Raw genomic sequence first — 22,621 nt, 5'->3', positions numbered from 1 at the left:
ACTTGATAAAATGCGCTTAAAATGCCCTTGCGAAGGTGATTCGCTTTGGTTAGTATTCACACCCGCTTCAGTGGGAAACATTAACAACCCCACTTTTATTGGTTTGAAGCATTGGCATGCGGCAACCCCGCAAGGAACAGGTTGATTATGTACGAAGCTCTTTTAGTTGTTTTCCTTATTGTGGCAATTGGCCTTGTTGGTTTAATCATGCTGCAGCAAGGTAAAGGCGCTGATATGGGAGCCTCATTTGGCGCAGGCGCTTCTGCAACGTTGTTCGGTTCAAGTGGTTCTGGTAACTTCATGACCCGTATGACCGCTGTGTTGGCGACACTGTTCTTCATCATCAGTCTGGTGCTGGGTAACATCAATACCAACAAAACCAATAAAGGAAGTGAATGGGAAAGACTGAGTGCTCCGGCTCATACTGAGCAGACTCAGCCAGCAGCTCCGGCGCAGCCGAGCAGCGATATCCCGAAATAAGCAGTCGTCGTACCGAGGTGGTGGAATTGGTAGACACGCTACCTTGAGGTGGTAGTGCCCTAACGGGCTTGTGGGTTCGAGTCCCATCCTCGGTACCAATATTCCGGAAAAAAGACGCTAAAAAGCGTCTTTTTTTTCGCCTGCAGAAAAGCCCGTTCTCCAGAAGCTACATGGCGCCGCCTGGGCTGATGGCGTTTCGCTGCGGCAGGTGTCATTACATAGACGTTATTGCATAAAAAAAGCCGCTTTCGCGGCTTTTCTCATTTCTGTCGGTGCTTATTTGGCTTTGTTTTCCAGGTTTTCAACCTGCGGCAGACCCGTCGCAGAGGAGGCGGAAAGCAGGCCAGATTGTGCATAACCAAACAGTTTTTCACGTGTATCGGTGATGTCCAGATTGCGCATGGTCAACTGGCCAATACGATCATCCGGAGAGAAGACGGAATCGCCTTTCTCCATGGTCAAACGCTCTGGCTTATAAGTCAGGTTGTCAGACACAGTATTCAGGATGGAGTAATCGTTACCACGACGCAGTTCCAGCGTGACTTCACCCGTAATCTGGCTTGCTACCCAGCGTTGCAGACCATCACGCAGCATTAATGCCTGAGAATCGAACCAGCGGCCCTGATAGAGCAAACGACCCAACTGGCGCCCATGCGCATGATATTGTTCGATAGTATCTTCGTTGTGAATGCCCGTCAGCAGGCGCTCGTACGCAATATGCAGCAGTGCCATACCCGGTGCTTCATAAATACCGCGGCTCTTCGCTTCAATGATACGGTTTTCAATCTGGTCGCTCATGCCCAGACCGTGACGACCACCGATCCGGTTGGCTTCCAGCATTAGCTCGACATCATCGCTAAATGTTTTGCCATTAAGGGCAACCGGATGGCCTTGTTCAAAGCGTACGGTTACTTCTTCCGCCGGGATTTTGACATTTTCGTCCCAGAACTTCACGCCCATGATTGGGTTAACGATTTTCACGCTGGAATTGAGGAATTCAAGATCCTTCGCTTCATGTGTTGCACCGAGCATGTTCGAGTCAGTGGAGTACGCTTTTTCCACGGACATTTTGTAGTCGAAACCACAGGCGATCATGAATTCGGACATTTCCTGACGGCCACCCAGCTCATCAATAAAGTCGGTGTCCAGCCAGGGCTTATAAATTTTCAGCTCGGCATTGGTCAACAGGCCATAACGATAGAAGCGCTCAATATCATTACCTTTATAGGTACTGCCATCGCCCCAGATGTTAACGCCATCTTCTTTCATTGCTGCCACGAGCATTGTACCGGTCACCGCGCGACCGAGCGGGGTTGTGTTGAAGTAGGTCAATCCGCCCGTTGTATTATGAAACGCGCCGCACTGAATCGCAGCAATGCCTTCGGCAACCAGTTGTTTGCGGCAGTCGATCAGGCGGGCATTCTCCGCGCCATATTCCTTCGCACGACGAGGAATTGCGTCATAGTCGTCCTCGTCCGGTTGACCCAGATTCGCAGTGTATGCATAAGGAACGGCACCTTTTTTGCGCATCCACAGCAATGCCGCGCTGGTATCCAGGCCTCCGGAGAAGGCGATACCAATACGTTGACCAACCGGAAGATGCTTGAGAATCGTCGTCATAAAATAAATCCCTGCTTTATATACCTATGGTGAGAGACTTAACAGCCACGCCATGATGTTTAATACCATTCTCAGTTGTTGCGATAGTGAATGGTTATGCAAAATAAATGAGTTTTCATTTAAACATCTTTTGGCGATGACAGGAAGAGAAGAGTGCAATTTTCATCGCAATAATGACGGGGAATGCCCTCTGAAAATGCATCCACCCTTGCGCATGATAATACAAGTCAGGGCGCATAAAATGCAAACTTCTCAGGGTTGACAGATAGTTATGTTTATCAATATAATGGATGCAGATTATACGTCCCGTCTTCGGTACCAAATCCCAGCATTATTTGCAAATCTTCTGCTAACCGAGTAGAATTTGCCACGTTTCAGGCGCGGGGTGGAGCAGCCTGGTAGCTCGTCGGGCTCATAACCCGAAGGTCGTCGGTTCAAATCCGGCCCCCGCAACCACTTTCCCGAAGTGTTCTTTTTCAAATATACTATGAAGACTTAACGCCTTCGTCGCTGGATTTGAAAAAAATACTCCCGGAAGGTTCTCCAGGCCGCAGTTGCGGCTATAGGGTTCAGTTATTTAAAGCCCCGATTTATCGGGGTTTTTTGTTATCTGACTACGGAATAACTGGGCTTTACGCCCTTTTTTTATGTCTTGGGGGTGGGCTTGTCCACATTAGAGCAAAAATTAACAGAGATGATCACAGCACCGGTTGAAGCGCTGGGCTACGAGCTGGTTGGTATTGAATTTGTGCGTGGTCGCACATCTACACTGCGCATCTATATTGATAGTGAAGATGGCATCAATGTTGATGATTGTGCCGATGTCAGCCATCAGGTCAGCGCGGTGATGGATGTTGAAGATCCTATTACCGTCGCTTATAACCTGGAAGTGTCCTCACCAGGCCTTGATCGTCCCTTATTTACAGCGGAACACTACGCGCGTTTTACGGGTGAAGAGGTGTCGCTGGTCTTGCGCATGGCGGTACAGAACCGTCGCAAATGGCAAGGTGTTATCAAAGGTGTCGATGGCGAGATGATCACCGTTACGGTCGAAGGTAAAGATGAAGTGTTCGCATTGAGCAACATTCAGAAAGCGAACCTGGTCCCCCACTTTTAACAGTCTGGATTGAGGTGAAAGGCCCCCGATGAATAAAGAAATTTTGGCTGTTGTTGAAGCTGTTTCTAACGAAAAAGCGCTGCCGCGTGAAAAAATCTTCGAAGCGCTGGAAAGTGCTCTGGCTACAGCAACCAAGAAAAAATATGAGCAAGAGATCGATGTCCGTGTAGAGATCGATCGTAAAAGCGGTGATTTCGATACGTTCCGCCGTTGGGTTGTGGTTGAAGAAGTTACCCAGCCGACGCGCGAAATTACGCTGGAAGCTGCTCGCTTCGAAGACGAAAGCATGAATGTGGGTGATTTTGTTGAAGACCAGATCGAATCTGTCACCTTTGACCGTATTACCACCCAGACGGCAAAACAGGTTATCGTGCAGAAAGTTCGCGAAGCTGAACGTGCGATGGTTGTTGACCAGTTCCGTGAGCATGAAGGCGAAATCATCACCGGCGTGGTGAAGAAAGTGAACCGCGATAACATCACGCTTGATCTGGGTAGCAATGCCGAAGCGGTCATTCTGCGTGAAGACATGTTGCCGCGTGAAAACTTCCGTCCGGGCGACCGTATTCGCGGTGTGCTCTACGCTGTACGTCCCGAAGCGCGTGGTGCCCAGCTGTTCGTGACGCGTTCCAAACCTGAGATGCTGATCGAACTGTTCCGCATTGAAGTACCAGAAATCGGCGAAGAAGTTATTGAAATCAAAGCAGCGGCTCGCGATCCTGGTTCTCGTGCAAAAATTGCTGTGAAAACCAACGACAAGCGTATCGATCCGGTCGGTGCGTGCGTGGGGATGCGTGGCGCGCGCGTTCAGGCGGTATCAACCGAACTGGGCGGCGAGCGAATCGATATTGTCCTGTGGGATGATAACCCGGCGCAGTTCGTTATTAACGCCATGGCACCTGCTGATGTTGCTTCTATCGTTGTCGATGAAGACAAGCACACCATGGATATCGCTGTTGAAGCCGGTAACCTGGCTCAGGCGATTGGCCGTAATGGCCAGAACGTTCGTCTGGCTTCGCAGCTGAGCGGCTGGGAACTCAACGTAATGACCGTTGAAGACCTGCAGGCGAAGCATCAGGCAGAAGCCCATGCGGCGATCGACACCTTCACTCGCCACCTCGACATTGACGAAGACTTCGCCACTGTTCTGGTTGAAGAAGGTTTCTCTACGCTGGAAGAACTGGCATATGTGCCAATGAAAGAGCTGCTGGAAATCGACGGTCTGGATGAAGATACCGTTGAAGCCCTGCGCGAACGCGCGAAAAATGCCCTGACCACTCTGGCCCTGGCGCAGGAAGAAAGCATCGGTAATAAAGAACCGGCTGAAGACCTGCTGAACCTGGAAGGTTTGGATCGTGCGTTGGCGTTTAAACTGGCAGCCCGCGGTGTTTGTACGCTGGAAGATCTCGCCGATCAGGGCGTAGATGACCTGAGCGATATCGAAGGTTTAACCGACGAGAAAGCCGGGGAGCTCATCATGGCCGCACGTAATATTTGCTGGTTTGGTGGCGAAGCGTAATAAACTGTAGCAGGAAGGAACAGCATGACAGATGTAACCGTAAAAACGCTGGCCGCTGAGATTCAGACCTCTGTGGACCGCCTGGTACAGCAATTTGCTGATGCAGGGATCCGCAAGTCCGCTGAAGACTCAGTGACAGCACAAGAAAAGCAGACGCTGTTAGCGCATCTGAACCGTGAACATGGCTCAGGTCCTGACAAGCTGACGTTGCAGCGCAAGACGCGCAGTACATTAAGCATTCAGGGCACCGGTGGGAAAAGTAAATCGGTGCAGATCGAAGTCCGTAAAAAACGCACCTTTGTAAAACGCGATCCACAAGAGGCGGAACGTCTCGCAGCGGAAGAAGAGGCGAAGCGTGAAGCGGAGGAGAAGGCCCGTCGTGAAGCAGAGGAAGCTGCTAAGCGCGAAGCCGAGGAACAAGCCAAACGTGATGCCGAAGAAAGAGCGAAGCGTGAAGCGGATGAAAAAGCCAAACGCGAATCTGCTGATAAAGCAAAACGTGAAGCTGCGGAAAATAGCAAAGTGAGCAACCAACAATCTGACGAAATGACCAGGACAGCCCAGGGTGAAAAAGCCCGCCGTGAAGCTGAAGCGCTAGATCTTAAGCGCAAAGCGGAAGAGGAGGCTCGTCGTAAGCTGGAAGAAAATGCGCGTCGCGTAGCGGAAGAAGCTCGTCGCATGGCTGAGGAAAACGAATCCCGTTGGAATGCCAGCAGCGATAAAGAAGAAGAAAGCAGCGACTATCATGTAACCACTTCTCGCCATGCACGCCAGGCTGAGGACGACAGCGACCGCGAAGTTGAAGGTGGTCGTGGTCGTGGTCGTAACGCGAAAGCGGCACGCCCAGCGAAAAAAGGCAACAAGCATGCCGAAAGCAAAGCCGATCGTGAAGAAGCCCGTGCGGCCATTCGCGGTGGTAAAGGCGGCAAACAGCGTAAAGGTTCTGCGCTGCAACAGAGCTTCCAGAAGCCTGTGCAGGCGGTTAACCGTGACGTTGTGATTGGTGAAACGCTGACAGTTGGCGAGCTGGCTAACAAAATGGCGGTGAAAGGTTCTCAGGTCATCAAAGCGATGATGAAACTGGGTGCAATGGCCACCATTAACCAGGTCATCGACCAGGAAACCGCGCAGCTTGTAGCCGAAGAGATGGGCCACAAAGTTATCCTCCGTCGTGAAAACGAACTGGAAGAAGCGGTAATGAGCGACCGTGATACGGGTGCTGCGGCAGAACCGCGTGCGCCGGTCGTGACCATCATGGGTCACGTTGACCACGGTAAAACCTCTCTGCTGGACTACATTCGTTCAACGAAAGTAGCCTCAGGCGAGGCGGGTGGTATTACTCAGCACATCGGTGCTTACCACGTTGAAACCGAAAACGGCATGATCACCTTCCTGGATACCCCGGGCCACGCCGCGTTTACCGCGATGCGTGCACGTGGTGCTCAGGCAACGGATATCGTGGTTCTGGTTGTGGCTGCTGACGATGGCGTGATGCCGCAAACAATCGAAGCTATCCAGCACGCAAAAGCGGCGCAGGTACCGGTTGTTGTTGCGGTCAACAAAATCGATAAGCCAGAAGCGGATCCGGATCGCGTTAAGAATGAATTGTCCCAGTACGGCATTATGCCGGAAGAGTGGGGCGGCGAAAGCCAGTTCGTTCACGTCTCAGCAAAAGCGGGCACTGGTATCGACGAGCTGCTTGACGCTATCCTGCTGCAGGCTGAAGTTCTTGAGCTGAAAGCTATCCGTACCGGTATGGCGAGCGGTGTTGTGATCGAATCCTTCCTGGATAAAGGTCGTGGCCCGGTTGCGTCTGTTCTGGTACGCGAAGGTACCCTGCATAAAGGCGATATCGTTCTGTGTGGCTTTGAATATGGCCGCGTACGTGCGATGCGTGATGAGCTTGGTCGTGAAGTTAGCGAAGCAGGTCCGTCTATTCCGGTTGAAATCCTCGGCTTGTCTGGTGTTCCGGCGGCGGGTGATGAAGCGACTGTTGTTCGCGACGAGAAGAAAGCGCGTGAAGTTGCACTGTATCGTCAGGGCAAATTCCGCGAAGTCAAACTGGCGCGTCAGCAGAAATCCAAACTGGAAAATATGTTCGCCAACATGACCGAAGGCGAAGTTCACGAAGTGAACGTCGTTCTGAAAGCGGACGTTCAGGGCTCTGTCGAAGCGATCACCGATTCTCTGCTGAAACTGTCTACCGACGAAGTGAAAGTGAAGATCGTAGGTTCTGGTGTCGGTGGTATTACCGAAACCGATGCAACGCTGGCCACCGCTTCGAACGCCATTCTGGTTGGCTTTAACGTTCGTGCTGACGCCTCTGCGCGTCGTGTGATCGAAGCCGAAGGTCTGGATCTGCGTTACTACTCCGTCATCTATAACCTGATCGACGAAGTGAAAGCGGCGATGAGCGGCATGCTGTCTCCGGAACTGAAACAGCAGATCATTGGCCTGGCAGAAGTTCGTGACGTGTTCAAATCACCGAAATTCGGTGCGATCGCGGGCTGTATGGTTACCGAAGGCACGATTAAACGTCATAACCCAATCCGCGTCCTGCGTGACAACGTGGTTATCTATGAAGGCGAGCTGGAATCCCTGCGCCGCTTCAAAGATGACGTTAACGAAGTCCGTAACGGCATGGAATGTGGTATCGGCGTGAAGAACTACAACGACGTTCGCGTTGGCGATATGATCGAAGTGTTCGAAATCATCGAGATCCAACGCAGCATCGACTAATCCCGTTGGGATAAGTCCATATGCAGGCCGGGATCGCCTCGCGCCACCCGGCAGTAATCTTAAAAAGGGGCTTTAGCCCCTTTTTTGTCTGGAGAATTTATTATGGCGAAAGAATTTGGTCGCCCACAGCGCGTAGCCCAGGAGATGCAGAAAGAAATCGCCATCATCCTGCAGCGCGAAATTAAAGACCCGCGTGTTGGTATGATGACCACTGTATCGGGCGTTGAAGTCTCTCGCGACCTGGCCTATGCCAAAGTGTTCGTTACTTTCCTGAACGACAAAGATGAAGCCGCCGTTAAAGCGGGCATCAAAGCGCTGCAGGAAGCATCCGGTTTCATCCGTACGCTGCTTGGCAAAGCTATGCGCCTGCGTATCGTGCCGGAACTGACCTTCTTTTATGACAACTCACTGGTGGAAGGGATGCGCATGTCCAACCTCGTTACCAGCGTGGTGAAACATGACGAAGAGCGTCGTGTGAACCCGGACGACAGCAAGGAGGACTAATGAGTCGTCCTCGTCGTCGCGGTCGCGATGTGCACGGCGTGCTGTTGCTGGATAAACCGCAAGGCGCCTCCAGCAACGATGTACTGCAAAAAGTTAAACGTCTTTTTAATGCCAATCGCGCCGGGCACACCGGTGCATTGGATCCTCTGGCCACGGGGATGTTACCGGTGTGTTTGGGTGAGGCGACAAAGTTCTCCCAGTATCTTCTCGATTCAGACAAACGTTACCGCGTGATCGCGAAGCTGGGCCAGCGCACAGATACGTCCGATGCCGATGGCCAGGTGGTTGAAGAACGTCCGGTCAATTTTAATGCTGAGCAACTGGCTGCCGCCCTGGATACCTTCCGTGGCGATATCGAACAAATACCCTCCATGTATTCGGCGCTGAAATATCAGGGCAAAAAGCTCTATGAATACGCACGTCAGGGTATCGAGGTCCCGCGTGAAGCCCGGCCTATCACGGTGTATGAGCTACAGTTTATCCGTCACGAAGGCGATGAGCTGGAGCTGGAAGTACACTGTTCGAAAGGCACTTACATCCGCACAATTATTGATGATCTGGGCGAGAAACTGGGCTGCGGCGCCCACGTGATATATCTGCGTCGCCTGGCGGTGAGTAAATATCCTGCCGAGCGAATGGTTACGCTGGAACAACTGCATGACCTGGTTACGCAGGCCGAGCAGCGCGATATCCCGGCGGCTCAACTCCTTGATCCGTTATTAATGCCAATGGATAGCCCGGCAGCTGACTATCCGGTTGTTAACCTCCCGTTGACCTCATCAGTGTACTTTCGCAACGGTAATCCTGTGCGAACCACTGGTACGCCCTATGAGGGTCTGGTGCGTGTCACCGAAGGTGAAGAGGCTAAATTTATCGGTATGGGTGAAATCGATGACGAAGGGCGTGTTGCTCCGCGTCGTCTGGTGGTTGAGTACCCGCCTGCCTAAGCCTCATCTTGCGATAACCAGCCACTGAGAGTAGAATATTGGCGCTTAATGCCGGGTCAATTGTTTAACAATATCTGGTATTAATTCCGGGGTTGCTGAATTAGAGATCGGCACCCTTTCATTTTTTTATCACTGGAGTACAAAATGTCTCTAAGCGTTGAAGCTAAAGCAAAAATCGTTTCTGAGTTTGGTCGTGGCGAAAACGACAGCGGTTCTACCGAAGTTCAGGTTGCACTGCTGACTGCACAGATCAACCACCTGCAGGGCCACTTTGCAGAGCACAAAAAAGATCACCACAGCCGTCGTGGTCTGCTGCGTATGGTTTCTCAGCGTCGTAAACTGCTCGACTACCTGAAACGTAAAGATGTTGCACGCTACACCGCGCTGATCGAGCGTCTGGGTCTGCGTCGCTAATTCTTGCGAGTTTCAAGAAAGGGGCCGTAAGGCCCCTTTTTTCAACCAGACGGCAGTAATTAACAGTACAATAATGTATTGTTGCTATGAATGATCTTCGTTGCAGAGGTTCGCGCGGCTAATGAGAGGCTTTACCCACAAGAGCGGGGTTAGGGTTGTCATTAGTCGCGAGGATGCAGGAAGATCGGGTTTAAACGACAGCATTCCTGGGGTTTGCTGTCATTCATCAAGATTAAGAAAGGATAATATTTTGCTTAATCCGATCGTTCGTAAATTCCAGTACGGCCAACACACCGTGACACTGGAAACCGGCATGATGGCGCGTCAGGCGACAGCCGCTGTTATGGTTAGCATGGATGACACTGCGGTATTCGTTACCGTTGTGGGTGCTAAAAAAGCTAAACCGGGCCAGGATTTCTTCCCTTTAACGGTTAACTATCAAGAGCGTACCTACGCTGCGGGTAAAATTCCGGGTGGCTTCTTCCGTCGCGAAGGCCGTCCAAGCGAAGGCGAAACCCTGATTGCGCGTCTGATTGACCGCCCGGTTCGTCCGCTGTTCCCGGAAGGTTTTGTTAACGAAGTTCAGGTTATTGCAACCGTGGTTTCCGTTAACCCGCAGGTTAACCCTGATATCGTTTCTATGATTGGTGCTTCCGCGGCACTGTCTCTGTCAGGTATTCCGTTCAACGGCCCGATTGGCGCAGCGCGCGTGGGTTACATTAACGATCAATACGTACTGAACCCGACCCAGGAAGAACTGAAAACCAGCAAGCTGGACCTGGTTGTTGCGGGTACCGAAGGTGCGGTACTGATGGTTGAATCCGAAGCTGAATTGCTGAGCGAAGACCAGATGCTGGGCGCAGTCGTATTTGGCCACGAACAGCAGCAGGTTGTTATCCAGGCCATCAATGATCTGGTAAAAGAAGCGGGCAAACCGCGTTGGGACTGGCAGCCGGAAGCCGTCAACGAAGCGCTGAACGCGCGTGTTGCTGCTCTGGCAGAAGCGCGTCTGAGCGATGCTTACCGCATCACTGACAAACAAGAGCGTTATGCTCAGGTTGATGTCATTAAATCTGATGTTGTTGCTGCGCTGGTTGCAGAAGATGAAACGCTGGATGCTAACGAGCTGGGCGACATCCTGCACGCGATCGAGAAAAATGTTGTTCGTAGCCGCGTCCTGGCTGGCGAACCGCGTATCGATGGTCGCGAAAAAGACATGATCCGTGGTCTGGATGTGCGTACTGGCGTACTGCCGCGTACCCACGGTTCCGCACTGTTTACCCGTGGTGAAACTCAGGCTCTGGTGACTGCAACACTGGGTACTGCCCGCGATGCGCAGATCATTGATGAACTGATGGGTGAGCGTACTGATACCTTCCTGTTCCACTATAACTTCCCTCCGTATTCTGTAGGGGAAACCGGTATGGTCGGCTCGCCGAAACGTCGTGAAATTGGTCACGGCCGTCTGGCGAAACGCGGCGTGCTGGCTGTTATGCCTGAAATGGAAAAATTCCCGTATACCGTTCGCGTGGTATCTGAAATCACCGAATCCAACGGTTCTTCTTCCATGGCTTCCGTGTGCGGTGCCTCTCTGGCACTGATGGACGCTGGCGTGCCAATCAAAGCGGCCGTTGCGGGTATCGCGATGGGCCTGGTGAAAGAAGGCGACAACTTCGTTGTTCTTTCTGACATCCTGGGCGATGAAGATCACTTAGGCGATATGGACTTCAAAGTAGCGGGTTCCCGCGACGGTATCTCTGCACTGCAGATGGATATCAAAATTGAAGGCATCACCAAAGAGATCATGCAGGTTGCGCTGAACCAGGCTAAAGGTGCTCGTCTGCACATCCTGAGCGTGATGGAACAGGCGATCAACGCGCCGCGTGGCGACATTTCTGAATTCGCACCGCGTATCCACACCATCAAGATCAACCCGGACAAAATCAAAGACGTCATCGGTAAAGGTGGCTCTGTTATCCGTGCGCTGACCGAAGAGACCGGCACCACCATCGAAATCGAAGATGACGGTACCGTTAAAATCGCAGCGACCGACGGCGATAAAGCGAAACATGCTATCCGTCGCATCGAAGAGATCACTGCGGAAATCGAAGTCGGCCGTATCTACAACGGTAAAGTGACCCGTATCGTTGACTTTGGCGCATTCGTTGCCATTGGCGGCGGTAAAGAAGGTCTGGTTCACATCTCTCAGATTGCTGACAAGCGCGTTGAGAAAGTGACCGACTACCTGCAGATGGGCCAGGAAGTACCGGTGAAAGTTCTGGAAGTTGATCGCCAGGGCCGTATCCGTCTGAGCATTAAAGAAGCCACTGAACAAACTCAGCCTGAAGCCGCGCCGGAAGCGCCGCAAGCAGAGCAGGGCGAGTAAAATGGTGTTTGCCCTCCGCGTAAGCGGGGGGCTATTTAACTGGCAGGACGCCGTGTTTGCAGCCGGGGGACAGGACGTTCATCCAATTGTTGTCTTCGGGAGTGGGAAATGAAGCCTTTTTTGCGCTGGTGTTTCGTTGCGACAGCTTTAACGCTGGCAGGATGCAGCAACTCTGCCTGGCGTAAGAGCGAAGTCCTCGCGGTGCCATTGCAACCGACTTTGCAGCAAGAAGTGATTCTGGCGCGCATGGAACAAATTCTTGCCAGTCGGGCTTTATCCGATGATGAACGCGCACAGCTTTTATATGAGCGCGGAGTATTGTATGATAGTCTCGGTCTGAGGGCACTGGCGCGAAATGATTTTTCACAAGCGCTGGCTATCCGACCGGATATGCCTGAAGTATTCAATTACTTAGGCATTTATTTAACGCAGGCAGGCAATTTTGATGCTGCCTATGAAGCGTTTGATTCTGTACTTGAGCTTGATCCAACTTACAACTACGCGCACTTGAATCGCGGTATCGCATTATATTACGGCGGTCGCAATAAGTTAGCGCAAGATGATCTGCTGGCGTTTTATCAAGACGATCCCAATGACCCTTTCCGGAGTCTGTGGCTTTACATCGTTGAGCGGAAGCTTGATGAGAAGCAGGCTAAAGAAGCGCTGAAACAACGCTTCGAAAAATCGGGCAAAGAGCAATGGGGATGGAACATTGTCGAGTTCTACCTTGGCGATATTAGCGAACAAGAGCTAATGAACCGCCTGAAGGCAGACGCAACGGATAACACCTCGCTCGCTGAGCATCTCAGTGAAACCAACTTCTATTTAGGTAAGTACTACCTAAGTCTGGGGGAAAAGGACAGCGCTGCGGCTCTGTTCAAATTAGCGGTGGCTAACAACGTTCACAATTTTGTTGAGCACCGTTATGCATTGTTGGAATTAGCGCTCTTGGGCCAGGAGCAAGATGACCTGGCAGAATCGGACCAGCAATAGCTGACGTACACATCAGCCCGTAATCATTATCTTGATTGCCATCACCTTCGCGGGTGAGGGCGTTGTTGTTCGTTAATACACCTACTTTGAGCCGGTTCACACTTTTAATGAAAATTACCGAAAATTTTCACGATGAGTTATGTAGACTGGCCGCCATTAATATCGAGGCACACGTACTACATGGCTGAATTCGAAACCACTTTTGCAGATCTGGGCCTGAAGGCTCCTATCCTTGAAGCCCTTAACGATCTGGGTTACGAAAAACCATCTCCAATTCAGGCAGAGTGCATTCCGCATCTGCTGGGCGGTCGCGACGTTCTGGGTATGGCCCAGACGGGTAGCGGCAAAACCGCAGCGTTTTCATTACCGCTGCTGAACAATCTTGATCCTGAGCTGAAAGCACCGCAAATCCTGGTGCTGGCGCCGACCCGCGAACTGGCGGTTCAGGTTGCCGAAGCCATGACAGATTTCTCTAAACATATGCGCGGCGTGAACGTGGTTGCCCTTTATGGCGGCCAGCGTTATGACGTGCAGTTACGCGCACTGCGCCAGGGGCCGCAGATTGTTGTCGGTACCCCGGGTCGTCTGCTTGACCACCTGAAACGCGGTACGCTGGACCTCTCTAAACTGAGCGGTCTGGTGCTGGACGAAGCCGATGAAATGCTGCGTATGGGCTTCATCGAAGACGTTGAAACCATCATGGCAGAGATCCCGGACGGTCATCAAACCGCGCTGTTCTCTGCAACCATGCCGGAAGCGATTCGCCGCATCACCCGCCGCTTTATGAAAGAGCCGCAGGAAGTGCGCATTCAGTCCAGCGTGACCACGCGCCCGGATATCAGCCAGAGCTACTGGACTGTGTACGGCATGCGTAAAAACGAAGCGCTGGTACGTTTCCTGGAAGCAGAAGATTTTGATGCGGCGATCATCTTCGTTCGTACCAAAAACGCGACCCTGGAAGTGGCGGAAGCGCTGGAGCGTAGCGGTTATAACAGCGCTGCGCTGAACGGCGACATGAACCAGGCGCTGCGTGAGCAGACGCTGGAGCGTCTGAAAGACGGTCGTCTGGATATCCTGATTGCAACCGACGTGGCAGCACGTGGTCTGGACGTTGAGCGTATCAGCCTGGTTGTTAACTATGACATCCCGATGGATTCCGAGTCTTACGTTCACCGTATCGGCCGTACCGGTCGTGCAGGTCGTGCTGGTCGTGCGCTGCTGTTCGTTGAGAACCGCGAACGTCGTCTGCTGCGTAACATCGAACGCACCATGAAGCTGACCATTCCGGAAGTTGAACTGCCGAATGCTGAGTTGCTGGGCAAACGCCGTCTGGAAAAATTCGCCGCGAAAGTACAGCAGCAGCTGGAAAGCAGCGATTTGGATCAGTACCGCGCTCTGCTGGCTAAAATGCAGCCGGAAGAAGAGCTGGATATCGAAACTCTGGCCGCAGCACTGCTGAAAATGGCACAGGGCGAGCGTCCACTGATTCTGCCGCCGGATCCGGTTATTGAACGCCGTCCGCGTCGTGAATTCCGCGACCGTGATGAGCGCTTCGAGCGCCGTGGTGACCGCAACGATCGTGCTCCGCGTGGCGATCGTAACGGTGAAGATCGTCCGCGTCGTGAACGTCGTGATGCGGGCGAAATGGAGCTGTACCGTATTGAAGTTGGCCGTGATGATGGTGTTGAAGTTCGTCATATCGTTGGCGCGATTGCTAACGAAGGCGACATCAGCAGCCGTTATATCGGTAACATCAAGCTGTTCGGTACCCACTCTACCATTGAGCTGCCGAAAGGCATGCCGGGCGAAGTACTGCAGCACTTTACTCGCACCCGCATCCTGAACAAGCCGATGAACATGCAACTGCTGGGCGATGCACAGCCGCGTCCTGACCGCGGTGGTGAGCGCCGTGGTAACGGTGAGCGTCGTGAAGGTGGCCGCAGCTTCGGTGGTGGCGAACGTCGTGAAGGTGGTCGCAGCTTCGGTGGTGAGCGTCGTGAAGGCGGTCGCGGTGAAGGCCGTAGCTTCAGTGGTGAACGTCGCGCGCCGCGTCGCGACCGCGAAGAAGGCACCAGCCGTCGTCGTTTCGGTGACGCATAATCGCTCAGTAAGTCAGCTTTACACTTCGTAAAGTAATTAATACAACCCCGGTGCAAAACATCGGGGTTTCTTTTATCTGTTATGTACTCTTGTACTGGTACAATGCAGCGGCATTTTACCTTACTGGAGAAGAAACATGGCAACACTGACAACCACACAAGCTACCCCTTCATTGCTTGCTGGTGTGGTGATTATTGGCGGTACGGTTATTGGCGCGGGGATGTTTTCACTGCCAGTGGTCATGTCAGGCGCGTGGTTCTGTTGGTCGATAGCGGCGCTGGTGTTTACCTGGTTCTGTATGCTGCATTCCGGGCTCATGATTCTGGAAGCGAACCTCAATTACCGCATTGGTGCCAGCTTCGACACCATTACCAAAGATTTGCTGGGCAACGGCTGGAATGCGATCAACGGGCTGTCCATCGCGTTTGTGCTCTATATTCTGACCTACGCCTATATTTCGGCGAGTGGTTCCATTCTGCACCACACCTTTGCTGAGCTGTCGTTAAATGTCCCGCCTCGTGTCGCAGGCCTTGGGTTTGCGCTGCTGGTCGCGTTTATCGTCTGGCTATCCACCCGTGCAGTGAGCCGGATGACGGCGATTGTGCTGGGGGCGAAAGTCATCACCTTCTTCCTGACCTTCGGCAGTTTGCTGGGGCATGTTCAGCCTGAGACCTTATTCAACGTGGCGGAAAGCAACGCATCTTATACCCCGTATTTGCTGATGACCCTGCCGTTTTGTCTGGCATCGTTTGGCTACCATGGCAATGTGCCAAGCCTGATGAAGTTCTATGGTAAAGATCCGCGCACTATTGTGCGTTGCCTGGTATACGGCACGCTGCTGGCGTTGGTTCTGTATATGGTATGGCTGTTGGGCACGATGGGGAATATTCCGCGCCCGGCGTTTATCGATATTGCCCGGAAGGGTGGCAACATTGATGTGCTGGTGCAGGCATTAAGCGGCGTACTGAACAGCCGTAGCCTGGATCTGTTGCTGGTGGTCTTCTCCAACTTTGCGGTGGCGAGTTCTTTCCTCGGCGTAACGCTGGGCCTGTTTGATTATCTTGCCGATCTGTTCGGTTTTGATGATTCGGCGCTGGGGCGTTTTAAAACCGCGCTGCTGACGTTTCTGCCACCGATTGTCGGTGGTTTGTTGTGGCCGAATGGCTTTCTCTATGCGATTGGCTATGCGGGGCTGGCGGCGACCATCTGGGCGGCCATTGTGCCGGCTTTACTGGCCCGCGCATCGCGTAAACGTTTTGGCAGCCCACGTTTTCGCGTCTGGGGCGGCAAGCCAATGATTGCGCTAATCCTGGTGTTTGGCGTGGGCAATGCGCTGGTACATGTCCTGTCGAGCTTCAACCTGCTGCCTGTGTATCAATAAACATAAAGCCCGGTGGCGCGCTACGCTTACCGGGCCTACAGGGATCGCGTAGGCCGGATAAGGCGAAGCCGCCATCCGGCAAAAAACTACCCCACCAACTCCTCTTTCACCTGCATCGCTAAATCAAACGAATACAAACGCGCCTGGTGATCAAAGATTTGCCCGTTAACCATAATCTCATCGGCCTGCGTTTCGCGCAGTACAGACTCCAGCCCGTGACGCACTTTCGCCTTATCGCCCACCAGAGACATCCCCAGCGCCTGCTGTACGCCGTATTGCTCGGATGGCGACCAGAACTGATCCATATTTTGGATCGGTGGTGGCAACTGGCCGGTTTCTCCACGGCGCAATTTCACGAAAGCCTGCTGCATGGAGGTAAACAGGAATTCCGCATCGCGATTACTGTCCGCCACAACGATATTGATACACACCATGGCATACGGTTTTTCCAGTCGTGCGGAAGGCTTGAACTGGGTGCGATACAGATGCAACGCCTGGAACAACATGTCCGGTGCAAAGTGCGAGGCAAACGCAAACGGCAGTCCGAGCTGTGCCGCCAGTTGGGCGCTATACAGGCTCGAACCGAGCAGCCACACCGGAATTTTCTCGCCATAACCCGGAACCGGGCGAACGTGCGGATTCGGGTCATTGGCATCAAACCAGTCCACCAGTTCGGCAACATCGCGCGGGAAATTATCCACATCGCCGCTCATATGGCGACGCAGTGCCCGCATCGTCGGTTGATCGCTGCCTGGCGCGCGTCCAAGCCCCAGATCGATACGACCCGGATAGAGCGTATTGAGTGTTCCGAACTGTTCGGCAATCACCAGCGGAGCATGGTTTGGCAGCATGACACCGCCGGATCCCAGATGCAGAGAGGTGGTATTGGCCGCCAGATAACCAATCAGGACAGACGTCGCCGCACTGGCGATACCCACCATATTATGGTGCTCAGCCAGCCAGAAGCGGTGATATCCACGCTTTTCAGCAAGCCTGGCGAGATCAAGTGAATGGGCGAAGGCATCTTTGGCAGAAGCGCCCTGTGGGATCGGTGCCAGGTCCAGCACCGAGAAGGCAATCGTTTTGTCAGTCATAACGGCTCACTTTGCTACAGCATAGTCATCAGATTGAAGGTCTTCTTCCAGCCTGGCGCATCCAGGATGCGTCGGCCAGAAAAGCTGCATCTTTAATAGTGCATTAAAATCTGATTACCGTTGTTAACAAAGTGAGCGGTTTCTCAGGCCTGGAGCTCCAGACCCGGCAGGCGACGCCAGTAGCCATTACAGTCGCTGTTTGCGGTCAGCGGCAATGGGGCTTGTCCATGTTCATTAGCGCGGAAGGCGTCGAGCATGGCGAACGTATCCTCGCCCATGGGTGACAAACGTACCATGTCCACGATACCCGCCATCGACTTGAGCTCATTGCCCAGGTTGTAAACGTAACCACTCATGGTCTGGATGCCATTAAGCACAAACACCTGCTGGTTTTCCTGCGACAGCATGCGGCGTCCATTGGGATACTTAATGCAGCAGGTTTCGCACTCATCTTTTGGCCTGTCTTCCGAGCGTGCGGTAAAGCAGCGCGCAGAATACGCCAATGGCAGGTGTCCGTAACTCAGCACTTCCACTTCAAACCGATCGCGGATACCCAGCGTTTCACACTGATCGAGCAAGTTGATGAGCCAGTCGCGGGAGAGTTCTACCGGCATACACCAGCGCATCATGCCTTGTTTAAGCAGAAGACGCAGCGTAACGGCGTTGTAGCAGTTAAGCGCATGTCCCGCGACGAAGGGCAGTTTGCGCTCGGCGCACAGGTTCGCCACGCCGAGGTCGCTGGCCTCCAGCAGGAAATCGCCGTTATCGACATAGCGTTTGAGTTCGTTAAGCTCAGACGAGGCCTGCACCAGCGCGAGAGTCGAGAGCACGACCTGTTTGCCGCTGTCGGCCAGTTGTTTCGCCATATCCAGCCAGTCGCCTGCTTTGGTGGCGCGACGCTTGCTGCACACCGCTTCGCCAAGGTAAATCACGTCCGCGCTGCTGGTTGCGGCTTGCTGGTAAAACGCCTCTAACGTCTCTTTCGACCAGTACCAGAGCACCGGTCCAAGTGAATATTTCATCGTATTTCCTACTGCCATTTGCGATGGTAAGCGCCAAGTGTAGTCTGCGTGCCTTCTGACATTGCGCCCAGTGTGTTCATCCAGGCGGATTGCGGTACGAAGTTCTGCGGATCGGCAATGCAGCGGTCGATGGCCTGTCGCCAGACTTTGGCCACCTGGCTCACATAGGCCGGACTGCGTTGACGCCCCTCGATTTTTACCGAGGCAATATTGGCGGCCAGCAGTTCAGGCAATAATTCCAGCGTATTGAGGCTGGTGGGCTCTTCCAGCGCGTGATAGCGCTCACCATCGACCATATAGCGGCCTTTGCACAGCGTCGGATAGCCTGCGTTTTCACCATCCTGGTAGCGGTCAATCAACACTTCATTGAGGCGCGATTCCAGCCCCTGCGGGGTTTGCTGCCAGCGCACAAAACGTGCCGGAGAGCAGGCGCCCACGGTATTTGGTGACTCCCCCGTCAGGTAAGAGGAGAGGTAGCAGCGACCTTCTGCCATGATGCACAGGCTGCCAAAGGCAAAGACTTCCAGCGGCACAGGGGTGGTGCGGGCTAATTGTTTAACCTGATGAATAGACAAGACGCGGGGCAGGACAACGCGGGCAACGTCAAAATGGCGATGATAGAAGCGAATGGCCTCTTCATTGGTCGCCGATGCCTGCACAGAAACGTGGCGTTCGATATGGGGATAACGAGCGGCAGCATATTCCAGCATCGCAAGGTCGGCGAGAATCAACGCATCCGCCCCGATTTGCGCCGCCATATCCACCGCGCGCTCCCAGCGTTGATAGCCATCCGGGTGCGCGAAGGTATTAATTGCGATATGCAATTTACGTCGGTGCTGATGCACAAAACTGACCGCTTCCTGCAGTTTCTTTTCTGTAAAATTGAGACCGGCAAAGTGGCGGGCGTTGGTATCATCTTTCAGGCCGATATAGACGGCATCGGCACCGTTTTCGATGGCAGCTTTGAGTGCCGGAAGATTTCCGGCAGGGCAGAGCAACTCCATAATTTATCCTGAAATCAGGGGCTGTATTGGCCCTGGCAGCCCACGAGGGGCGCTAAATTGTTAACGAACTGGGATTTTAGTTAACCTGGTAGCGACAATTTTTGATTTGAGGCAGTTAATTGTGTATTGGTGACATCAATAATCGAGGCATTCTTCTTACGTAATTGTTGATTTACGCCGCTATGTCGTTTATCTGATATGGCAAAATAGAAGGAATTTTCATTTCAGGGAGTAACGCTCGTGTTGGAAAAACTGCGCTCACGTCTTGTGCACTCAGGCCCGTCTTTGTTGAGCGTGCCGGTTAAGCTGACGCCTTTCGCCATTAAACGGCAGGTTCTTGAGCAGGTCTTATGTTGGCAGTTCCAGCAGGCGCTGGCGGACGGGGAGCTGGAGTTTCTTGAAGGCCGCTGGTTAAGTATTCAGGTACGCGATATTGGCCTGACGTGGTATACCTCGGTTGAAAATTCACGATTAATCGTGCGAGAGTCTGCCGTAGCTGATGTCAGTTTCAGCGCGGATGCCAGCGATCTGCTGATGATTGCTGCACGTAAACAGGATCCGGATACGCTGTTCTTTCAACGCCGACTGGTCATTGAAGGCGACACGGAACTGGGGTTGTATGTGAAAAACCTGATGGACGCCATTGAGCTGGAGCAGATGCCAAAAGCACTTCGCGTCATGCTGCTGCAACTGGCGGATTTTGTTGAAGCCGGCCTGCAAACGCCGACCTCAACGCCACAACCTTCTGTAGGTGAACCATGCTGATTCGAGTAGAAATTGGGATTGATGCACCGGGAATCGACGCGCTGTTGCGCCGCACTTTTGCGGATGAGCGCGAAGCAACTCTGGTGCACGATCTGCGCGAAGACGGCTTAATTACGCTTGGACTTGTCGCAACGGATGATGAAGGGCAGGTCATCGGTTATGTCGCATTCAGTCCGGTTGCCGTGCAGGGCGAAGATTTACAGTGGGTCGGCCTTGCGCCGTTGGCCGTCGATGAGGCTTATCGCAGCCAGGGCCTTGCGCGCCAGTTGGTATATGAAGGGCTGGATTCACTGAATGAGTTTGGCTATGCCGCCGTGGTGACGCTGGGTAGCCCAGATTTCTTCGGTCATTTAGGTTTTGAGCCTGCGGCGAAGTTCGGTTTGCATTGTCGTTGGCCAGATACCGAAAGCGCTTTCCAGCTCCACCCGCTGGCAGACGATGCGTTAAGTCACGTCAAAGGGCTGGTGGAATACCACGAGCACTTTAATCGCTTTTAATTGGCTGCGGTACCAGGCTTTCTAGCAGCGCTTCAAAGATGCCACCTTCGGCGACGAGGCGCTCCTTCTGACGTTTTGTCAGTTGCTTAATGCGATATTCCATACGCAGCGCCAGCGAGCGCTCTCCTACTGGCGCGGAAAATACCAGTATAAGTTCGCCTTTTCCCCGCAGTGCTTTTGCCCCTTTGCCGCTCTGATGCTGCATAAAACGACGCGCCACATCGGTGGTAATACCGGTATAGAGACGGTTGTCCGCGGTGCGGATGAGATAAAGAGACCAGAGCGTCATAACGTCATTCATTGTGCTAATGTGAAAGAAAAATAACACGAGGATGAAGAGAAATGGAAACTCTTGCGGCCATTAGTCGCTGGCTGGCGAAGCAGCATGTTGTGACCTGGTGTGTGGCCAACAGGGGGGAATTGTGGTGTGCCAATGCCTTTTATATCTATGATCCGCAGAAGGTCGCATTTTATCTTCTGAGTGAGGATCATACGCGTCATTCGCAAATGACCGGCCTCCAGGCGAACATCGCCGGAACTGTGAATGGGCAACCGAAGACGGTCGCACTCATTCGCGGCGTGCAGTTTACCGGAGAGATACGTCGTCTTGAGGAGACGGAAAGCGCCGGCCCGCGTGCGCAGTACAACCGACGCTTTCCCGTTGCCCGCGTATTATCGGCGCCGATGTGGGAAATTCGCCTCACCGAGCTGAAATTCACCGATAACACACTGGGCTTTGGTAAAAAGCTTCACTGGATCCGTGACTCAGGCACCCAGCAGCCGTAACGCTTCGCGGTTAAACGCGGGGAGATCGTCCGGAGTACGGCTGGTGACCAGTTGGTTATTATCAACCACCACTTCCTGGTCGTAGAATTCGCCCCCCGCGTTTTTTACATCTACCACGATCGGTTTCACCGCCGTTAATTTTCTGCCGCGCAGGGCGTCGGCGCTGATTAACAGTTGCGGCCCGTGGCAGATGGCAAAGACAGGTTTCCCACTGTTGATAAAATCGCGGGTAAAAGTGACGAAACGATTGTCGCCGCGCAGAGAATCTGGCGAATGTCCGCCAGGCAGAAGCAGGGCATCAAAATCGGCGGGTTGGACATCATCAATCGCTTTGTCAATGGTGACGCTGGCATCACCTTGCTTACCTTTCACTGTCTTGCCCGCCTGCTTCTCTATGGTGACCACTTCGTGGCCTGCTTTACGAAACTCCTCTGCCGGAGACGTAAATTCTGAATCTTCAAACTCGTCGGTGATCAAGACTGCAATTTTCTTGCTCATGTATCCTCCGTTATTCAGCTCAGGCTGGTCATTTTCAACAATAATGACTATCAGGACTACTAAGCCTGGTTCAGGGCGATGACATTGCAAGACAGACTATTCTGCAAAAGGAGAGGGTATGAGTCGGGTATTGATAACGGGCGCGACCGGATTGGTTGGCGGGATCTTATTACGGATGCTGGTGAATGACGCCCGCGTTAATGCCATTACCGCCCCTACGCGTCGGCCATTAGAACCCATCTCTGGCGTGTTCAATCCTTACGACCCGCAGTTAAGTGATGCGCTCTCGATGGTCACGGAGCCCATTGATACCGTTTTTTGCTGCCTGGGAACGACACGACGTGAAGCGGGTAGCAAAGAGGCCTTTATACATGCCGATTTCACCCTGGTGGTCGATACGGCGTTAACAGGGTTACGTCTGGGGGCGCGGCATATGTTGGTGGTCAGTTCGCTGGGTGCAAATGCACGTTCGCCTTTTTTCTATAATCGGGTAAAAGGTGAGATGGAAAATGCGCTGATGAAGCAAGAATGGGAGCGTTTGACCCTTGTGCGTCCGTCGATGCTGGTGGGAGAGCGCGAAAAACGTCGTATTAACGAATCACTGTTGGCACCGTTGTTTCGCATCATGCCGGGGAACTGGAAATCCATTGATGCGCAGGATGTTGCCAGTGCGATGCTGAAAGCGGCCTTTTCCCCTTCCCTGGAGCGCGTGGAGATTCTCTCCTCTGCCCGGTTGCGCGCCATGGCAGGTGATTAAT

The 22,621-nt window shown here is 53.0% G+C and carries 22 protein-coding genes and 2 tRNA genes; 18 read left to right on the top strand and 6 right to left on the bottom strand.

The window, feature by feature from the left end; genetic code table 11:
• Positions 1–147 precede the first annotated feature (147 nt).
• Entirely contained in the window at positions 148–480 is a 333-nt protein-coding gene (gene secG / locus L2097_RS21070; protein ID WP_047372960.1) for a preprotein translocase subunit SecG, read from the top strand.
• 11 nt (positions 481–491) lie between these two features.
• Positions 492–578: transfer RNA gene (locus tag L2097_RS21065), tRNA-Leu, on the top strand.
• Positions 579–756: 178 nt separating this feature from the next.
• Here L2097_RS21065 and argG read toward each other — a convergent pair.
• The gene (argG, locus tag L2097_RS21060) at positions 757–2,100 is read right to left on the bottom strand and encodes an argininosuccinate synthase (protein ID WP_085005586.1); all 1,344 of its coding nucleotides are present in this window, start codon (positions 2,098–2,100) and stop codon (positions 757–759) included.
• Between the two features lie 379 nt (positions 2,101–2,479).
• On the opposite strand from argG, the gene L2097_RS21055 reads away from it, so the two are divergent.
• The 12 genes from L2097_RS21055 to mtr all read left to right on the top strand — a co-directional run bounded on the left by L2097_RS21055 (position 2,480) and on the right by mtr (position 16,197).
• Positions 2,480–2,556: transfer RNA gene (locus L2097_RS21055), tRNA-Met, on the top strand.
• A gap of 208 nt (positions 2,557–2,764) precedes the next feature.
• Positions 2,765–3,217, top strand: coding sequence for a ribosome maturation factor RimP (gene rimP, locus L2097_RS21050; RefSeq protein ID WP_047373469.1), 453 nt, complete (start codon positions 2,765–2,767; stop codon positions 3,215–3,217).
• 28 nt (positions 3,218–3,245) lie between these two features.
• Positions 3,246–4,733: a transcription termination factor NusA gene (gene nusA / locus L2097_RS21045; protein WP_047372962.1), complete on the top strand. Its 1,488-nt coding sequence runs from the start codon at positions 3,246–3,248 to the stop codon at positions 4,731–4,733.
• Positions 4,734–4,757: 24 nt separating this feature from the next.
• Positions 4,758–7,472, top strand: a complete 2,715-nt coding sequence (gene infB / locus L2097_RS21040; RefSeq protein ID WP_047372963.1) for a translation initiation factor IF-2 — start codon at positions 4,758–4,760, stop codon at positions 7,470–7,472.
• A 102-nt stretch (positions 7,473–7,574) separates the two neighbouring features.
• Complete coding sequence (gene rbfA / locus L2097_RS21035) at positions 7,575–7,976, top strand: 30S ribosome-binding factor RbfA (RefSeq protein ID WP_047372964.1); 402 nt, start codon at positions 7,575–7,577, stop codon at positions 7,974–7,976.
• On the top strand, positions 7,976–8,923 hold the full coding sequence (gene truB / locus L2097_RS21030; protein ID WP_250353616.1) for a tRNA pseudouridine(55) synthase TruB: 948 nt from the start codon (positions 7,976–7,978) through the stop codon (positions 8,921–8,923). Before rbfA ends, truB begins: the two co-directional genes overlap by 1 nt.
• A 144-nt stretch (positions 8,924–9,067) precedes the next feature.
• On the top strand, positions 9,068–9,337 hold the full coding sequence (gene rpsO, locus L2097_RS21025) for a 30S ribosomal protein S15 (protein WP_004385056.1): 270 nt from the start codon (positions 9,068–9,070) through the stop codon (positions 9,335–9,337).
• Between the two features lie 250 nt (positions 9,338–9,587).
• Positions 9,588–11,723 (top strand): polyribonucleotide nucleotidyltransferase, encoded by a 2,136-nt coding sequence (pnp, locus tag L2097_RS21020; protein WP_047372966.1) that lies wholly within the window; start codon positions 9,588–9,590, stop codon positions 11,721–11,723.
• Positions 11,724–11,831: 108 nt separating this feature from the next.
• The gene (gene nlpI, locus L2097_RS21015) at positions 11,832–12,716 is read left to right on the top strand and encodes a lipoprotein NlpI (RefSeq protein WP_047372967.1); all 885 of its coding nucleotides are present in this window, start codon (positions 11,832–11,834) and stop codon (positions 12,714–12,716) included.
• Positions 12,717–12,823: 107 nt separating this feature from the next.
• A complete protein-coding gene (yrbN, locus tag L2097_RS21010) occupies positions 12,824–12,904 on the top strand; it encodes a protein YrbN (RefSeq protein WP_103245196.1) in 81 nt (26 codons plus the stop codon).
• On the top strand, positions 12,897–14,816 hold the full coding sequence (locus L2097_RS21005) for a DEAD/DEAH family ATP-dependent RNA helicase (protein ID WP_085005589.1): 1,920 nt from the start codon (positions 12,897–12,899) through the stop codon (positions 14,814–14,816). Before yrbN ends, L2097_RS21005 begins: the two co-directional genes overlap by 8 nt.
• Before the next feature lie 136 nt (positions 14,817–14,952).
• Positions 14,953–16,197: a tryptophan permease gene (gene mtr / locus L2097_RS21000; RefSeq protein ID WP_250353615.1), complete on the top strand. Its 1,245-nt coding sequence runs from the start codon at positions 14,953–14,955 to the stop codon at positions 16,195–16,197.
• Between the two features lie 86 nt (positions 16,198–16,283).
• On the opposite strand, the gene L2097_RS20995 is transcribed toward mtr, so the two are convergent.
• From L2097_RS20995 to ubiU, 3 genes are all read right to left on the bottom strand, one after another.
• Positions 16,284–17,291, bottom strand: a complete 1,008-nt coding sequence (locus tag L2097_RS20995; protein WP_085005591.1) for a luciferase-like monooxygenase — start codon at positions 17,289–17,291, stop codon at positions 16,284–16,286.
• Positions 17,292–17,434: 143 nt separating this feature from the next.
• Positions 17,435–18,313: a U32 family peptidase gene (locus L2097_RS20990; RefSeq protein ID WP_250353614.1), complete on the bottom strand. Its 879-nt coding sequence runs from the start codon at positions 18,311–18,313 to the stop codon at positions 17,435–17,437.
• An 8-nt stretch (positions 18,314–18,321) separates the two neighbouring features.
• The gene (gene ubiU / locus L2097_RS20985) at positions 18,322–19,317 is read right to left on the bottom strand and encodes a ubiquinone anaerobic biosynthesis protein UbiU (protein ID WP_085005593.1); all 996 of its coding nucleotides are present in this window, start codon (positions 19,315–19,317) and stop codon (positions 18,322–18,324) included.
• A 240-nt stretch (positions 19,318–19,557) separates the two neighbouring features.
• Between ubiU and ubiT the strand changes: the two genes are divergently transcribed.
• Both ubiT and L2097_RS20975 read left to right on the top strand, forming a co-directional pair.
• Positions 19,558–20,082 (top strand): ubiquinone anaerobic biosynthesis accessory factor UbiT, encoded by a 525-nt coding sequence (ubiT, locus tag L2097_RS20980; protein ID WP_047372973.1) that lies wholly within the window; start codon positions 19,558–19,560, stop codon positions 20,080–20,082.
• A complete protein-coding gene (locus tag L2097_RS20975; RefSeq protein ID WP_250353613.1) occupies positions 20,076–20,579 on the top strand; it encodes a GNAT family N-acetyltransferase in 504 nt (167 codons plus the stop codon). Before ubiT ends, L2097_RS20975 begins: the two co-directional genes overlap by 7 nt.
• On the opposite strand, the gene L2097_RS20970 is transcribed toward L2097_RS20975, so the two are convergent.
• Positions 20,566–20,868: a GIY-YIG nuclease family protein gene (locus L2097_RS20970; RefSeq protein WP_250353612.1), complete on the bottom strand. Its 303-nt coding sequence runs from the start codon at positions 20,866–20,868 to the stop codon at positions 20,566–20,568. The two genes, L2097_RS20975 and L2097_RS20970, sit on opposite strands and share 14 nt — an antisense overlap.
• 53 nt (positions 20,869–20,921) lie before the next feature.
• On the opposite strand from L2097_RS20970, the gene L2097_RS20965 reads away from it, so the two are divergent.
• Positions 20,922–21,365 carry a YhbP family protein gene (locus tag L2097_RS20965; protein WP_047372976.1) on the top strand — a complete coding sequence of 148 codons (444 nt, stop codon included), beginning with the start codon at positions 20,922–20,924 and terminating at the stop codon, positions 21,363–21,365.
• On the opposite strand, the gene L2097_RS20960 is transcribed toward L2097_RS20965, so the two are convergent.
• Entirely contained in the window at positions 21,345–21,863 is a 519-nt protein-coding gene (locus L2097_RS20960) for a type 1 glutamine amidotransferase domain-containing protein (RefSeq protein ID WP_047372977.1), read from the bottom strand. The two genes, L2097_RS20965 and L2097_RS20960, sit on opposite strands and share 21 nt — an antisense overlap.
• 118 nt (positions 21,864–21,981) lie before the next feature.
• Between L2097_RS20960 and L2097_RS20955 the strand changes: the two genes are divergently transcribed.
• Positions 21,982–22,620, top strand: a complete 639-nt coding sequence (locus tag L2097_RS20955; protein ID WP_250353611.1) for an NAD(P)H-binding protein — start codon at positions 21,982–21,984, stop codon at positions 22,618–22,620.
• Position 22,621: the final 1 nt, after the last annotated feature.

It is taken from the genome of Citrobacter sp. MNAZ 1397 (assembly GCF_023613995.1).
In the GTDB taxonomy this organism is placed as follows: Bacteria; Pseudomonadota; Gammaproteobacteria; order Enterobacterales; family Enterobacteriaceae; genus Phytobacter; species Phytobacter ursingii.
This window is presented reverse-complemented; position numbering and strand designations above follow the sequence as displayed.